Origin of the sequence: Pseudomonas sp. Irchel 3F6, from assembly GCF_900187595.1 — a bacterium.
Classification (GTDB): domain Bacteria; phylum Pseudomonadota; class Gammaproteobacteria; order Pseudomonadales; family Pseudomonadaceae; genus Aquipseudomonas; species Aquipseudomonas siliginis.
The window spans coordinates 496,866-512,927 of sequence record NZ_FYDP01000004.1 but is presented as its reverse complement, the minus strand read 5'-3'; the positions used below and the strand labels follow the sequence as shown (position 1 = coordinate 512,927).

At 60.1% G+C, this 16,062-nt stretch carries 12 protein-coding genes; 5 read left to right on the top strand and 7 right to left on the bottom strand.

Going from position 1 to position 16,062, the window contains the following annotated elements; all coding sequences use genetic code 11:
- Positions 1–2 precede the first annotated feature (2 nt).
- Together glyA and CKW30_RS16865 are read right to left on the bottom strand one after the other, a co-directional pair.
- Complete coding sequence (glyA, locus tag CKW30_RS16870) at positions 3–1,256, bottom strand: serine hydroxymethyltransferase (protein ID WP_024014589.1); 1,254 nt, start codon at positions 1,254–1,256, stop codon at positions 3–5.
- A 273-nt stretch (positions 1,257–1,529) separates the two neighbouring features.
- Positions 1,530–2,240 carry a TraX family protein gene (locus CKW30_RS16865; RefSeq protein ID WP_095181379.1) on the bottom strand — a complete coding sequence of 237 codons (711 nt, stop codon included), beginning with the start codon at positions 2,238–2,240 and terminating at the stop codon, positions 1,530–1,532.
- Positions 2,241–2,366: 126 nt separating this feature from the next.
- Between CKW30_RS16865 and CKW30_RS16860 the strand changes: the two genes are divergently transcribed.
- The 4 genes from CKW30_RS16860 to CKW30_RS16845 all read left to right on the top strand — a co-directional run bounded on the left by CKW30_RS16860 (position 2,367) and on the right by CKW30_RS16845 (position 6,272).
- Positions 2,367–3,407 carry a low specificity L-threonine aldolase gene (locus CKW30_RS16860; RefSeq protein ID WP_016772826.1) on the top strand — a complete coding sequence of 347 codons (1,041 nt, stop codon included), beginning with the start codon at positions 2,367–2,369 and terminating at the stop codon, positions 3,405–3,407.
- Positions 3,408–3,565: 158 nt separating this feature from the next.
- Positions 3,566–4,051: an Hcp family type VI secretion system effector gene (locus CKW30_RS16855; RefSeq protein ID WP_095181378.1), complete on the top strand. Its 486-nt coding sequence runs from the start codon at positions 3,566–3,568 to the stop codon at positions 4,049–4,051.
- 104 nt (positions 4,052–4,155) lie between these two features.
- Positions 4,156–5,511, top strand: a complete 1,356-nt coding sequence (locus tag CKW30_RS16850) for a hypothetical protein (RefSeq protein ID WP_256584356.1) — start codon at positions 4,156–4,158, stop codon at positions 5,509–5,511.
- Positions 5,508–6,272, top strand: a complete 765-nt coding sequence (locus CKW30_RS16845; protein ID WP_095181376.1) for a hypothetical protein — start codon at positions 5,508–5,510, stop codon at positions 6,270–6,272. The genes CKW30_RS16850 and CKW30_RS16845 overlap by 4 nt, the downstream gene beginning before the upstream one ends.
- Before the next feature lie 58 nt (positions 6,273–6,330).
- On the opposite strand, the gene gbcB is transcribed toward CKW30_RS16845, so the two are convergent.
- On the bottom strand, positions 6,331–7,431 hold the full coding sequence (gene gbcB / locus CKW30_RS16840) for a glycine-betaine demethylase subunit GbcB (protein WP_016772824.1): 1,101 nt from the start codon (positions 7,429–7,431) through the stop codon (positions 6,331–6,333).
- 296 nt (positions 7,432–7,727) lie between these two features.
- On the opposite strand from gbcB, the gene gbcA reads away from it, so the two are divergent.
- Entirely contained in the window at positions 7,728–9,023 is a 1,296-nt protein-coding gene (gene gbcA, locus CKW30_RS16830; RefSeq protein WP_095181375.1) for a glycine-betaine demethylase subunit GbcA, read from the top strand.
- An 871-nt stretch (positions 9,024–9,894) separates the two neighbouring features.
- On the opposite strand, the gene CKW30_RS16825 is transcribed toward gbcA, so the two are convergent.
- The 4 genes from CKW30_RS16825 to dgcA form a co-directional block, all read right to left on the bottom strand.
- Positions 9,895–10,665 carry an electron transfer flavoprotein subunit beta gene (locus tag CKW30_RS16825; protein ID WP_095181374.1) on the bottom strand — a complete coding sequence of 257 codons (771 nt, stop codon included), beginning with the start codon at positions 10,663–10,665 and terminating at the stop codon, positions 9,895–9,897.
- A gap of 9 nt (positions 10,666–10,674) precedes the next feature.
- Positions 10,675–11,895 carry an electron transfer flavoprotein subunit alpha/FixB family protein gene (locus CKW30_RS16820; protein ID WP_095181373.1) on the bottom strand — a complete coding sequence of 407 codons (1,221 nt, stop codon included), beginning with the start codon at positions 11,893–11,895 and terminating at the stop codon, positions 10,675–10,677.
- Complete coding sequence (gene dgcB / locus CKW30_RS16815; RefSeq protein WP_095181372.1) at positions 11,895–13,844, bottom strand: dimethylglycine demethylation protein DgcB; 1,950 nt, start codon at positions 13,842–13,844, stop codon at positions 11,895–11,897. Before dgcB ends, CKW30_RS16820 begins: the two co-directional genes overlap by 1 nt.
- Before the next feature lie 153 nt (positions 13,845–13,997).
- Positions 13,998–16,058: a dimethylglycine demethylation protein DgcA gene (dgcA, locus tag CKW30_RS16810; RefSeq protein WP_024014595.1), complete on the bottom strand. Its 2,061-nt coding sequence runs from the start codon at positions 16,056–16,058 to the stop codon at positions 13,998–14,000.
- Positions 16,059–16,062 lie beyond the last annotated feature (4 nt).

The window sequence follows — 16,062 nt, the reverse complement described above, 5'->3', positions numbered from 1 at the left end:
ACTCAGCGATAAACCGGGAAGTCTGCGCACAGGGCCGAGACCTGCTGGGCGACATTGGCCTCGACATCGGCGTCGCCGAGGTTGTCGAGGATGTCGCAGATCCAGCCGGCGAGGGTTTCGCACTGGCTGACCTTGAAGCCGCGCGTGGTCACCGCCGGGGTGCCGATGCGCAGGCCCGAGGTCACGAACGGCGACTGCGGGTCGTTCGGCACGGCGTTCTTGTTCACCGTGATGTGCGCACGGCCCAGCGCGGCATCGGCGTCCTTGCCGGTCAGGCCCTGACGGATCAGGCTGACCAGGAACAAGTGGTTGTCGGTACCGCCGGACACAACATCGTAGCCACGCTTGATGAACACGCTGGCCATCGCCTGGGCGTTGTCGATCACTTGTTGCTGATAGGCCTTGAAGCCAGGCTCCAGCGCTTCCTTGAAGCACACCGCCTTACCGGCGATGACGTGCATCAGCGGACCGCCCTGGGCACCGGGGAACACGGCGGCGTTGAGCTTCTTCTCGATCTCTTCGTTGGACTTGGCCAGGATCAGCCCGCCACGCGGACCGCGCAGGGTCTTGTGCGTGGTGGTGGTGACCACATCGGCGTACGGCAGCGGGTTCGGGTACAGGCCGGCAGCGACCAGACCGGCGACGTGAGCCATGTCGACGAACAGCAGCGCACCGACCTTGTCGGCGATCTGACGGAAGCGCGGGAAGTCCAGAGTCTTCGAGTAAGCCGAGAAACCGGCAACGATCATTTTCGGTTTGCACTCGACCGCCAGACGCTCGACTTCGTCGTAGTCGATCAGCCCGGTGTCGGTGTTGATGCCGTACTGCACGGCGTTGTAGAGCTTGCCCGAGGACGACACTTTCGCGCCGTGGGTCAGGTGACCGCCGTGGGCCAGGCTCATGCCGAGGATGGTGTCACCCGGCTGGATCAGCGCCAGGTACACGGCGCTGTTGGCCGAGGAGCCGGAGTGCGGCTGGACGTTGGCATAGTCGGCACCGAACAGTTGCTTGGCGCGTTCGATGGCCAGCGCTTCGACTTTATCCACATGCTCGCAGCCGCCGTAGTAGCGCTTGCCCGGATAGCCTTCGGCGTATTTGTTGGTCAGGCCGCTGCCTTGCGCCTGCATGACGCGCTTGCTGGTGTAGTTCTCCGACGCGATCAGCTCGATGTGATCTTCCTGACGTTGCTCCTCGGCATTCATCGCCGCCAGCAGTGCATCGTCGTAACCCTGGATCTGGTCTTGCTTGCTGAACATCGCGTCTCTCCCAGCGGCATCTGTGCGCCATTCGTCTCGGTAAGGCACTGGCAATGATGGCAGTGCCCTTTGATGCGATGGTATGACCGGCACAGACAGCTCAAATGCCTGCGGACGCCACGCAAAGGTGCGTTTACGACATGGCTGGAAATGACCTCTTCGAAACGCCGCAGATCCCCTGTGGGAGCGAGCCTGCTCGCGAAGAGGCCGGCACATCCGACATAGAAGTTGGCTGGCAGACCGCTTTCGCGAGCAGGCTCGCTCCCACAGGGGTCAGGCGATGATTTGGCGGATGGCAAGCAGCAGGAGGAAATGCGCGGGATACAGCGCATATGCCCAGCGCCGCATCGGTGGTGGCTGCAGATGTCGCCCATGTCGCAACAAGAACATTCCCAGCATCGGCGCAAACATACATGTCGCCAGGCCGAGAATCGCCACGCTGTTGCCGAAACGCGCCGATTCGAGCAGCACCTGCCATTGGTTCGCCGCCAGACACACCAGCCCCGGCAACAGGCCGAAATACCAAGGTCGGCGGAACACCAGCAGCAGCGCCAACGGCAACAATACACCGAAGAAACCGAACATCAGTCGTTCTGAAAAAACCGCCGCAACCACCAGCGCGGCCAGCGCGAGCAACCGTGGCACCGACGCTGAGTCCTGCCAGCCGCGCGCCACCAGCAAGCCCAGCGCCAGCGTCGGCATCACGTTGAACGTGTCAGGGTCGGGGATATAAAAGCGATAAGGGATTTCGCTGATGGCGCTGAACAGCACCAGCCAGCCCAGATAGCGCCATTCCATCTTGCGCGAACCGTCCCGAGCCAGATTCGCCGCCATCGCCAGGCAAAACCACGGAAACGCCAGGCGACCTGGCACATACAGCCAATCGGCGGAGAAGCCGACATATCGCAGGTGATCGAGCAACATGCTCAGCAACGCCAGCCACTTCAGCAGATCCAGGGCACCGTCGCGTTGGCTCAGGTGCATAATCGGCCCATAAACTGGTAATTTTCCCCACCCGACATCGCATGTGCTCCCCGGAAGATCTTCGGTAAAGTGCGCATCCTCATTGACCACGAGCCTTCACAAGAGTCTCGATTACGGAAGCCGGCCATGACCGACAAGAGCCAACAATTCGCCAGCGACAACTATTCCGGTATCTGCCCAGAAGCCTGGGCCGCCATGGAACAGGCCAACCACGGCCACCAGCGCGCTTACGGCGACGATGAATGGACCGCCCGCGCGGCCGATCATTTCCGCAAACTGTTCGAAACCGACTGCGAAGTGTTCTTCGCCTTCAACGGCACCGCCGCCAACTCGCTGGCCCTGTCGTCGCTGTGCCAGAGTTACCACAGCGTGATCTGCTCGGAAACCGCCCACGTCGAAACCGACGAATGCGGCGCTCCGGAATTCTTCTCCAACGGCTCGAAGCTGCTGATCGCCGGCACCGAAAACGGCAAGATCACCCCGCAATCGATCCGTGAAGTCGCGCTCAAGCGTCAGGACATCCATTACCCGAAACCGCGCGTGGTGACCCTGACCCAGGCGACCGAAGTCGGCAGCGTCTACACCCCGGAAGAAGTCCGCGCCATCAGCGCAACCTGCAAGGAACTGGGCCTGCACCTGCACATGGACGGCGCACGGTTCTCCAACGCTTGCGCATTCCTCGGCTGCTCGCCCGCCGACCTGACCTGGAAAGCCGGCGTCGACGTGCTGTGTTTCGGCGGCACCAAGAACGGCATGGCGGTGGGTGAAGCGATCCTGTTCTTCAACCACAAACTGGCCGAAGACTTCGACTACCGCTGCAAGCAGGCCGGGCAACTGGCGTCGAAGATGCGCTTTTTGTCGGCACCGTGGGTCGGCATTCTGGAAAACGACGCCTGGCTCAAATACGCCCGCCACGCCAACCACTGCGCGCAACTGCTGGCAGAACTGGTCAGCGACATTCCCGGGGTCGAACTGATGTTCCCGGTGCAGGCCAACGGCGTGTTCCTGCAACTGTCCGAGCCGGCCATCGCTGCGCTGACTGCAAAGAACTGGCGCTTCTACACCTTCATCGGCAAGGGCGGCGCACGCTTCATGTGCTCCTGGGACACCGAAGAAGAACGCGTGCGCGAACTGGCGCGCGATATTCGCGAGGTCATGTCGGCCTGATTCCCCCCCTAGTTGCATTCCCATGCTCAGCACGGGAATGCAACCCAGAGGCTGCGCGTCGCAGACCTGCATTTTCAGAATCGGACTACACCAAGGCCTACAGAAAGCAAGAAAATCCCGCCATAGACTGCCCGCTCCCGATTCAAGGAGCGCACGCGATGGCAATTCCCGGCTACATGACGATCATGGGCAAGACCCAAGGGCTGATTTCGGCAGGCTGCTCAACGCCTGATTCGGTGGGCAACAGATATCAGGCGGCACACACCGATCAAATCATGGTGCTGTCGTACAGCCACAACCTCGCCAACCTCGACAACTCTCACCGAGCCACCCACGCGCCGGTCATTGTCACCAAAGTCGTCGACAAATCTTCACCGCTGCTGGCCCAGGCACTGGCCAACCGTGAAGAGATCGATTGCAAGATCAACTTCTACCGAACCTCCCCTCAGGGTCAGCAGGAAAAATACTTTTCTGTCTCGATCGACGGTGCGGTGCTCACCGAACTGAACCTGGATATGCCCCACGTCATTCTGCACAACGACGCGGAACCTCAGGAGCAGGTCGCCATTCGTTATCGTGGCATCAGCTGGGTGCATCACCTCGCCGGGACCAGCGGCCATGCCTCGTGGGGCGAAGAAGGTTGAGCGATCGGCGCCATGGTCTCAGCGACGTTCGACACGTTGCCGGCAAGCTGCTCGCACAGGCACAGACAGTCGGCTCACGTCATCTGGCATTCGGCAGTGCGCGCGTGCAGTTCAATCAGGAGGTCGCGCGCTTCGCCAAGGGCATTATCGATGATGTCGCCAGCGGCCGCCTTTCAGCGGACATGGGCCTTGACGCCTTTGCACAGGAACAGCGTCATCTTCTGAACCAATCCAGAGTTCTGGTACGCGGCACCAAAGGTGCCGTTCCTGAAGCGGTGAAAAAACGCCCGTTATCGATGCTCAGGCAGCCTGCCTCGCGCTCCGATCCAGACAGGTTGCTGCGCGCGATTCATCAGCAGAACCTCAGGGTGGCGCGCGTTAATAACAGCAGCACCGCGCGCAGCCCTCACCCCATCAACGACTTGAAGTTCTTCCCCAGCGAGCACTGGCCGCAAGATCGTCCGGCCCCATCGGAGCCGGGTTTTTACATCGTGCAGAAAAGTATTGTCGCCGAGAAGCTTGAGGCACAACTGCTCCCCTCCGCCAACCCGAATGTCATCGCCAGATTCAGAAGTTTGAATCCGACCCCGGACATGATTAAAGCCGGTTCGATGATCGTGCTGAGCGACCCTGACAATCAGCAATGCACATACGAGGAAGCATTGCTGATGCAGACCGCGCGTTTCGTCAGTGCGACGCTGGAACCGCTGACCGTGGAAGAAGCGGATTTCATGGCGCAGCACTATGGCGTGATCCAGACCGCACTCGCCTATGAATCAAAAGTGATCGGAGTCGTCACGGCCATGGCAGCCAATCATCTGGATGGCATAAAAAATGTTCTCGCAGATCTTGAGAAGTTGCATGTTCAAACGCTGGACGTAAAAGGCCACCGGGTCTCTGAAGAATTCATAAACAAGCGTGACCAATTACTCAAAAAGCTGGACGTCCAACTCAATCGGTTCACCCGGCAGAGTATTGGCATCCCCGATTACCCGAGCCTGAAGACCACTCTAGGCATTGATCATCCCTATCTTGTGCACCACTGGCGAAAAGCCGGCGGCATCGGCCAGAACCCAGGTTATGCCACGCATATTCGGGCAGTCAGCCAAGCATCACAGTACGTTAAATATGGCGGCTGGATCGGTACAGCGGTGGGTGGTGGCGCCTCCGCCTTAAAGGTGCAGGATGTCTGCATGCACGGAAGCGCGGAGGCATGTGAAAAAGTGAAGTTCACGGAGAGCGGAAGCTTTTTGGGTGGTGTGGGTGGCGGAATGGTTGCCGGCGCGCTCGTAAGCTTGACTGCCTCAACGATTTGCGTAGGCGCTGGCCTCCCGACAGGCGGGCTTGGCACTGTACTTTGCAGTGCGCTACTGGCAGGACTCGGAAATTATGCCGGCGGGACTTTGGGCGAGAAAGGCGGCGAACGGATCGCACAGAAAGTATACGAGGCTGTTAAATGACTCTTCGTACTTCAGAGAAAATATTCTTGTTGATTGGTATTGTAGACTTCGTCGGCATATTTACTTTGATAGGAGTGATGTTGTATGTCGCGAAAACAAAGACCGAAATCATATTGGACCATCTAACAAACAGTTCTATTTCGAGCAGACTGATAATGCTTTGGCACGGAGGTCCTTGGGGCAAAATCTACATGATGGGAGAAGTGTTCGACATCATGCGAAACCCTGAATTTTACATTCACACAGGAAAGCTTTGCGCGAAAGACTTCGAAAACTTCCCCAAAAAACTGAAAAAGAACCTGATTATTTTATACAAACTGGTTTTCATTTTTTTTGCAATTATGATGTGCCTGGGAATAAGCTCATCCGTAGATCAAATTAACAATATCGTAAAAGATCCAATTGTGATCATGACACTGGTGAGTTTCACAGGTCTTTTAGTGGTAAATGGAATTTTACTTTATACCGCCAAGAGAAGACTGGAAACGATCCTAAATAGCCTGAAACGCAGTTCAATCACATCGTCTTTGCTCATGTTATGGCAAGCGGGCCTGGGGGGACGTATTTATATGTTGGGTGAAATTTTCGGCATCCTCAAAAAACCCGCACGGTACATTTCCCAAGGCAAAGTCAGCGCAAGAGATGTTAAGAATTTCCCGCCAAAACTCAAACGCGACCTGCTCAAACTGAATAAATACCAGCAGATATTTGGCTTTGCCTTTGTGGGCTTCGGCCTGCTCGCTTTGTTCGGGCTGATTTGAAATTGCACTTTCCCGGTCGATCTCCTCATTGAGTAGATCGACCCAAGTTCATGCCTATTTAAAACTCAATCCGCACATCCCCCTTCGGCACGCTGCAGCACGACAGGATAAACCCTTCCGCCTCGTCGTCCTCGGTAATCCCGCCGTTGTGCTCCATCTCCACTTCGCCGCCCAGTTTCATCACCTTGCACGTTCCGCAAATGCCCATGCCGCATGCTTTCGGGATCATCAGGCCGAGTTTGGCGGCGGCTGCGTGTACGGTTTCGCCCGGGCCGACGCGGATGCTTTTGCCGGAGGCGGTGAATTCGACCTGGTGCAGATCCGCGGCGTCGATTTCCGGCGCATCGGCGGCTTGTTCGGCCTGTTCCACCGCGTCGGCGCGGGCCTCGGGTGGCGTGGCGCCGAAGGATTCTTCGTGGTAGCGCGACATGTCGTAGCCGGCCGCTTCCAGCAAGCGTTTGACCGCAGTCATGTACGGCGTCGGGCCGCAGCAGAACACTTCGCGTTCGAGGAAGTCCGGAACCATCAGTTCGAGCATCTTGTGGTTCAGGTAACCGCGATAACCGGCCCATGGCTCACCGAGGCCGTGTTTTTCGCAGATCAGGTGCAGGCTGAAGTTGTCGATACGCGACGCCATGTGCTCAAGCTCGCGGTGGTAAATGATGTCTTTCGGCGACCGGGCGCTGTGCACGAACGTCATGTCGACGTTGGCGTTGGTGTCGTAGAACCAGCGCGCCATCGACATGCACGGGGTGATGCCGACGCCACCGCTCAGATACAGGACCTTCGGGCTTGGGAAGTCGATGGCGTTGAACAGCCCGACCGGGCCGTGCACCGCCAGCTCCTGACCTTCATGCAAAGTGTCATGCAACCAGTTCGAGACCTTGCCGCCCGGCACGCGTTTGATCGTCACCGAAAAGCTGTACGGCACCGACGGCGAGCTGGAGATGGTGTAGGAGCGCATGATCGGCTGGCCTTCGATTTCCAGCTCCAGGGTGACGAACTGCCCCGGCTTGAAGAAGAACAGGATCGGCTGGTCGGCCATAAAGCAGAAGGTGCGCACATCCCAGGTTTCCTGGATGACTTTGACGCAACGGACAATGTGTCGGCCATTGGCCCAGGTCTGGGTGGTGACCGGATTCAGGAAGCTGTTGGACATGCTGTTCTCCACGGCCGACTGTCGGCCTCTTGTCGGCGATTCTGCGTATAGCGCAGACCGTGCGTTTACCTATCCGCGACATTGACATACTTATCGCGACCAGCCCTTGAACACCGGGGCTTGCGCGTCGGGAACAGATTGCGCCATGTCGCGCATGGATAAGGTTCCCCCCAGCGCCGGCCCCACACTCGCCCCAACACAAGACGACTTCTTTACACCTTGCGTAGCAACCGTTTTGCAGCACACCTGATCAGCCACTTTCGCCGGCCACGCAGAGGGCCATGAGGATTACATCGATGGACGTCACCGCAAAAATCAGCCTGGGCGATCCGCTGGAACCCGCACGCAAGGCCACCGCGCAAATGCTTCAGGAGCGCGAGCGCACTTTTTCGCTGCCACAGCCGTTCTACAGCGACGAGCGCCTGTTCGATATCGATATGCAGGAGATCTTCCAGAAGGAATGGTTGATCGCTGGCATGACCTGCGAGATCCCGGCCAAGGGCAACTACCTGACCCTGCAGGTCGGCAAGAACCCGATCATCGTCATTCGCGGCGCCGAGGGCGTGGTGCACGCGTTCCACAACGTCTGCCGCCACCGTGGCTCGCGCCTGTGCACCAGTGAAAAAGGCAAAGTCGCCAAACTGGTCTGCCATTACCACCAGTGGACTTACGAACTGGACGGTCGCCTGCTGTTTGCCGGCACCGAGATGGGCGCCGACTTCGACATGAAGCAGTACGGCCTGAAACCGGTGAACGTGAAAACCGCTGGCGGCTACATCTTCATCAGCCTGGCAGAGAACCCGCCGGCCATCGATGACTTCCTGTCGACGCTCAACCATTACATGGAACCGTACGACATGGAGAACACCAAGGTGGCGATCACCACCACCTTGATGGAAAAGGCCAACTGGAAACTGGTGCTGGAAAACAACCGCGAGTGCTACCACTGCAACGCATCGCACCCGGAACTGTTGAAAACCCTGCTGGAATGGGACGACGTCACCGACCCGCGCGCCGATCAGGCGTTCAAGGATCACGTCGCCGCCTCCGCCGCTGCCTGGGAAGCGGAAAAGATCCCTTACGCTCACGCCAGTTTCGGCTTGCGCAACCGTATCGTGCGTATGCCGCTGCTCAAGGGCACCGTGTCGATGACCCTCGACGGCAAACAGGGCTGCGCCAAACTGATGGGCCGCATCAAGAACCCGGACCTGGGCTCGATGCGCATCCTGCACCTGCCGCACTCGTGGAACCACTGCATGGGCGATCACATCATCGTCTTCACCGTGTGGCCGATCAGCGCCCAGGAAACCATGGTCACCACCAAGTGGCTGGTGCACAAGGACGCGGTGGAAGGTGTCGATTACGACGTCGAGCGCATGCGCCAGGTGTGGGATGCGACCAACGATCAGGACCGCCGTCTGGCTGAGGAAAACCAGCGCGGGATCAACTCCACCGCTTACCAGCCGGGGCCTTACTCGAAGACCTATGAATTCGGCGTGGTCAACTTCGTCGACTGGTACAGCGAGCGGATGTTGAACAACCTCGGGGCTGAGCCAGCGCCTTACCTCAAAGGCGTACCGGTTCAGTGCTGATCAAGAGCAAAAGATCGCAGCCTGCGGCAGCTCCTACAGGTGGAATGCATTCCCCTGTGGGAGCGAGCCTGCTCGCGAAGACGCCCTGACCCACGCTACATCTTCCAGCTGATCAATTTCCGATCAACCACCCTCGCACCCATACCCACCAAGCCCTCCAGCCTTCCGCAAACAAGTTATCCACATACCCGCCCACAGCAAATGGGGGTAACTGTGGATGACTCAAAAAATATCCTGCTGATTTGCAAAGAAAAATCGTGACTTATGCTGAATCGCGGTTTCTCAAAACAATTGATCGTTTTTTGATCACACTCGTACACAACACGTATTCAGAGGCCTGTAGCGGGTAGCGAACATGTTATCCACAGAAGCGCCAACAGAGATCGGGGACAACTTTCAATCTCCTGTGGAAAAACACCTGTGACTGGGGAAAAACCCTTCGCGTTAACAGCTCTTGGCCCCTGGGGATCACATTTGATCAATAATTGATCAAACCCATGTAAGGCCTGCTCCATATGGCGTACAGCTGATAGCGAACATCTTATCCACAGAAGCGCCAACAGAGATTGGGGGCAACTTCTCGATTTATACCGACGGAAAAGCCCGAGAAATCCGTGAGTTACGCTGATCGTTTTTTGATCTTATGGCTGAAAGGCTTGAATGGCGTGGGGTGCGCGGAAGGGCGAACACGTTATCCACAGCTTCGCCAACAGGGATTGTGGGTAAACAGTACAGATTGACGGTGGATGAATACCCCCTGTGGGAGCGAGCCTGCTCGCGAATGCGTCGGGTCAGTCGATGCATGTGCCGGCTGACAGTGCGCTTTCGCGAGCAGGCTCGCTCCCACAGGGGGTATTGCCTGAAGAGGTGACTAGCGGACAACGCCTTCTTCAATCAGCAACTTCAGAATCGCTTCAGCCCCAGCCTGCGCGGTAACGCCCTTGAGCACCTGCCCCCCGCCGCCACTGGCCTTGGCCGTCGCGGCCTTCATCCGGTCGGCGCCGCTCTTGGCCTTGATCACCTTCAAGCGCTTGGGCCGTGGCTTGGCCGGTTGCAGCGTGGCGACGGCCAACAATTGGTCCTCAACAACTTCAACGTCATCGGCGGCCAATTCGCCCCGTCGTGCCGGGCCATACGCACTCTGCCGAGGCTTCGGGGCGGCGTTATCCACAGTCGCCAGAAACGGCAGTTTCACCTTCAAGCGGCGTCGCTGCCCGCGCGGCAACGCTTGCAGGACCAGCGCCGAACCGTCATTGATTGATTCGACCTGCGCCAGGCCCACCACCAGCGGCCAGCCCAGACCTTCGGCCAGCAGGAACGGCAACATCCCCGAACCTTCCCCGGTTTCCGCCTGACTGCCGGTCAGCACCACTTGCGCCCCGGCGTCGCGCAGGTACGCGGTCAGCGCCGGCAAGGCATCGGCGCCAACGGGTTGTTCCAGCACATGCAGTTGTTCCAGGCCCATGCCCAGATAGGCACGCAGGGCCGGTTCGGCAACATCACCGGCATGCAGCACTTGCAGGTTATCCCCAGCCAATTGCAGGCCCAGTTCCACCGCGCGCGCATCCTGATCGGCGCGCCGTGGCCGACCTGAGGTCGGGTGAGCGCCGATTGAAACCAGACTGATAACGTTCGTGTTCATAGGGTTTCCTTACGCCGCATCGCGCTTGGCTTCGTTGCGGTAAGCCGCGACCGCTTCGATCAACGCTTGCAGAATCTCTGCGCTTTCGCCGATCACCGAGAGGTCGGCACGCTTGATCATGTCGCAACCCGGATCAAGGTTGATCGCCACCACCTTGTCGCAGGCGCCAATGCCTTGCAGGTGCTGGATTGCGCCAGATATACCCACAGCCACATAGACCCGCGCAGTGACCCAGGTGCCGGACGCGCCGACCTGACGATCCCGCGCCATGAAGCCGTCGTCCACCGCCACCCGCGAAGCGCCTTCGGTGGCGCCGAGGGCCGCCGCTGTTTCGTGGAACAACTGCCAGTCCTTGACGCCGTTGCCGCCGGAGAAAATGAATTCCGCTTCGGCCATCGGGATCACTGCCGGATCCACCGCCACGGCACCAAGATCTTCGATTCGCGACAAGCTGCGCGCGACGCTTGTGGATAACTCCACTGGCAACGCTTCGTGACGAGTTTCGCTGACCGGTTCTGCGCATTCGGCAGCGGCGAGAATCAACCGCGCCACCGGACGCGCCAGGTCTTGCAATCCGGCCCCGGCGCGGCCGATGCACTCCTGATCCTTGACCTGCCAGACCCGCGTTGCCGGGCGCTCGCCCAGTGCAGCAGCAAAGCGCCGGCCGAGTTCGCCGCCACCGCTGCGGCTGTCCGGCAGCAACCAGTGACGCGGGTTGAACTGGTTATCCACAGCGCGCAAACCCTGCACCCTTTGTTCCGGTGCATAACCGCTGAATTCATCGCCGTCGAGCAGCAGCAGGCGATCGACGCCAGCGGTTTCGAAAGCGCTTTCCTTGTGCTCGCCGAACACCACGGCGAGCACCGCACCATCGGTGCCGGCCAGTTGGTGAGCGAGGCCGAGCAGATCGCGGTCGTGGCTGCTCAGGCGACCGCCGACCATATCCGGCACCACGCTGATGTAGAACGCCGGGGCCGGTACCTGATGCAGCGGCAACTGCACTTCAACAGCAGCGGAACGTTTGACCGCCCCACCCTGCTGCGCGCCGCTGCGGTCAATGCGTTTGATGCCGTTGGGGCCGATAAAACCCATGCCGTGCAGATTCTTGCGGATGACGCCATTGGGACCCATCCAGCTGTGTTGCGCCGGTTGCATCGCCGCGTGCAGCGGATGCAGGCGGTTGCGCGCAATCCATTCGGCGCGCGGGTCGCGGCGGATAATGTCGCTCATCAGTGCACCTCCGCAGGTTCACGTTTGGCCGGCGTGGCAGGCTTGCTTGGCGCGGCGTCTTCGAGCAGCGCGTCGGCCACCAGTTCGGCGATGTCCTTGATCAGCGGACGCGGTTCGACCACGCCTTCGAGCATCGCCGTGCACTGTGGACAACCCACCGCCACCAGTTCGGCGCCGGTTTCGCGGATGTCTTCCATGCGCATGTCGGGGATGCGCTGCTTGCCCGGAATGTCGGTGATCGGCGCGCCGCCACCGCCGCCGCAGCAGCGTGAGCGGAAGCCGGAACGTTGCATCTCTTTGACTTCGATGCCGAGGGCACGCAGCACTTCGCGCGGCGCTTCGTACTCGCCGTTGTAGCGGCCCAGGTAGCATGGATCGTGATAGGTCACGCTATTGCCTTTGTGCTGCCCGAGGTTGAGCGAGCCGGCCTGAATGATCTCGGCCATGTAAGTGCTGTGGTGCTGCACCAGATAGTTGCCGCCGAAGGCGCCGTACTCGTTTTTCAGCACATGGAAACTGTGCGGATCGCAGGTGACGATGCGGTTGAAGCTGTATTTGGCCAACGTCTGGATATTGCGTTTGGCGAGCTGCTGGAACGTTGCTTCGTCGCCGAGACGGCGGGCCACATCGCCGCTGTCGCGTTCCTCAAGACCGAGTACAGCGAAGTCGACTTTCGCTGCCTTCAGCACTTTGACGAAGGCACGCAGGGTGCGCTGGTTGCGCATGTCGAAGGCGCCGTCGCCGACCCAGAACAGCACGTCGGTGGATTTCTTTTCGCTGAGCAGAGTGAGGTTCAGGTCCGCTGCCCAGTTCATCCGCCCGCCCGGGGCGAAACCGCCGGGGTTGTCGGTTGCAATAAGGTTCTCGAGAACTTCGGCACCCTTGTTCGGCGTCGCGCCTTTTTCCAGGGTCAGATGCCGGCGCATGTCGACGATCGCGTCGACGTGCTCGATCATCATCGGGCATTCCTCGACGCAGGCACGGCAGGTGGTGCACGACCACAGGGTTTCGGCATCGACCAGACCATTGACGATCGGTTGGTGCGGATTGCCGCCATGCTCGCCGATTGGTTTGCCCGGATACGGGCTGCCGGCGAACTTCGCGTCAGTGCCGCCGGCGAGGCCGACGACCATGTCCTGAATCAGTTTTTTCGGGTTCAGCGGCTGGCCGGCGGCGAAGGCCGGGCAAGCCGCTTCGCACTTGCCGCACTGCACGCAGGCGTCGAAACCGAGCAACTGGTTCCAAGTGAAATCCTTGGGTTTTTCCACGCCCAGCGGCGCATCGGAATTGTTTAGGTCCAGCGGTTTCAAACCGGTCGAGCGCCCGCCGCCAAACCGTTCCGGGCGACGGTGCCAGGCCAGGTGCAGAGCACCGGCAAAGGCGTGTTTCATCGGCCCGCCCCAGGTCATGCCGAAGAACAACTCCGACACGCCCCACAGCACGCCAACACCGAGGATGACTGCGAGCAGCCAGCCGCCGAAGTTTTCCGGCAGGATCCCGGCGACCGGCAGGGTCACCAGGAAAAACGACGCGGAGAAGGCCAGCAGGCTTTTCGGCAGGCGCATCCACGGGCCTTTCGACAGACGCGCAGGCGGATTGATCCGGCGCAGGTACATGAAGATCGCGCCGACGAACATCACCGCCGACATCAGCAGCAAGGCGTAGCCAAGGATGCGGTTATGCAGGCCGAAACCGTGCACCAAAATGGCCAGCACAATCGACGCCACCGCACCGCCCGCCGTGGCGACGTGGGTGTTGGCAATGTATTTGTCCCGCGCGACGACGTGGTGCAGGTCGACCATGTAGCGCTTGGGCATGGCCAGCAGACCGCCGAGCAGATCGACCTTCGCCGCCCGCCCCCGGCGCCACATGTTCATCCGCCGCAACGCGCCGAGGACAGCAAGGCCCAGGGCTGCGAACAACAGGATTGGAAGAAGGGTGTTCAACATGGTGAAGCTCCCACCAGACAGCCTGGAGAAACACGATCCGCTTTACTGTGGGAGCGAGCCTGCTCGCGAAAGCGGTGAGTCAGTCGACATCATCGTCAACTGACAGATTGCATTCGCGAGCAGGCTCGCTCCCACAGGGTTTGGTGCAAGCCGTCAGAAATCCTTGCACAACCGCAGTGCGTCGTAGATCGCGGCGTGTGTGTTGCGCTGCGCCACGCAGTCGCCGATGCGGAACAGCAAGTAGCCGTCGCCCGCTTCGCTCAGCGAAGGTTGCGGCTGGATCGCGAACAGCGCTTCGACGTCGATCTGGCCCTTGTTGCGCGAGCCGTCCTTGAGCGCGTAGTAGATTTCCTCGTCCGGGCGTACGCCGTTTTCGACGACCACCTGATCGACCACCCGCTCCTCTTTCGCGCCGGTGTATTCGTTCTCCAGCACCGCGATCAGCTTGTCGCCTTCGCGGTAGACCTTCTCCAGCATCATGTCGCCGGTCATGATCACTTCTTTCGGGTACATGCTGCGGTAGTAGGTCGGGAACGATGTGCCGCCGATGGCCACGCCCGGTTTGATGTCGTCGGTGACGATCTCGACCTGGCTGCCCTTGTCGGCGAGGAAGTCGGCCACCGACATGCCGGTGAACTCGCAGATGGTGTCGTAGACCAGCACGTTCTTGCCCGGCGCAACCTTGCCGTCGAGCACGTCCCAGCTGCTGACCACCAGCCCTTCGGCCGCGCCCCAGTGCTCGTTCTGCTCAAGGTACGGATGACCGCCGACCGCCAGCACCACCACGTCCGGACGCAGGTCCATGATGGTGTCGGCATCCGCCGCCGTGCCCAGGCGCAGATCGACTTTCAGCCGCGCCAGTTCCAGCTGGAACCAGCGAGTGATGCCGGCGATCTGGTCACGCTGCGGTGCTTTCGATGCGGTGGTGATCTGCCCGCCGATGAAGTCTTTTTTCTCGAACAGCGTGACGTCGTGGCCCCGCTCGGCAGCCACGCGTGCGGCTTCCATCCCGGCCGGGCCGGCACCAACGATCACCACTTTGCGTTTCGGCCCGGTGGATTTCTCGATGATGTGCGGCACGCCCATGTATTCACGGGAGGTCGCGGCGTTCTGGATGCACAGCACGTCCAGGCCCTGATACTGGCGGTCGATGCAATAGTTGGCGCCGACGCACTGCTTGATCTGGTCGATCTGGCCCATCTTGATCTTGGCGATCAGGTGCGGGTCGGCGATGTGCGCGCGGGTCATGCCGACCATGTCGACGTAACCGCCTTCAAGGATGCGCGTGGCCTGGTTCGGGTCCTTGATGTTCTGCGCGTGCAGCACCGGCACCTTGACCACTTCCTTGATCCCGGCAGCCAGATGCAGGAACGGCTCCGGTGGATAACTCATGTTCGGAATCACGTTGGCCAGGGTGTTGTGGGTGTCGCAACCCGAGCCGACCACGCCGATGAAGTCGAGCATGCCGGTGTCGTCGTAATACTTGGCGATCTGCTTCATGTCCTCGTGGGACAAGCCGTCCGGGTGGAACTCGTCACCGCACAGGCGCATGCCCACGCAGAAATCGTCACCGACCTCGGCGCGCACGGCTTTGAGGACTTCCAGGCCGAACTTCATCCGCCCTTCGAAGGTGCCGCCCCATTCGTCGGTACGCTTGTTGACGCGCGGGCTCCAGAACTGGTCGATCATGTGCTGGTGCACTGCCGACAGTTCGACGCCATCGAGGCCACCGGCCTTGGCCCGGCGCGCAGCCTGGGCGTAGTTGCCGATCACTCGCCAGATCTCTTCCGGCTCGATGGTTTTGCAAGTGGCGCGGTGCACCGGTTCACGGATGCCCGAGGGCGACATCAAGGTCGGCCAGTTGAAGCCGTCCCAGCGCGAGCGCCGGCCCATGTGGGTAATCTGGATCATGATCTTGGCGCCATGCTTGTGCATGGCGTCGGCCAGATTCTGGAAGTGCGGAATGATCCGGTCGGTGGACAGATTGACCGAACTCCACCATTCCTGCGGGCTGTCGATCGCCACCACGGACGAACCGCCACAGATGGCCAGGCCGATGCCGCCCTTGGCTTTCTCTTCGTAGTATTTGACGTAGCGGTCGGTGGTCATGCCACCGTCAGTCGCATAGACCTCGGCGTGCGCGGTGCTGAGCACGCGGTTGCGGATGGTCAGTTTGCCGATCTGGATCGGCTGGAACATTGCTTCGAAAGCCATGGCA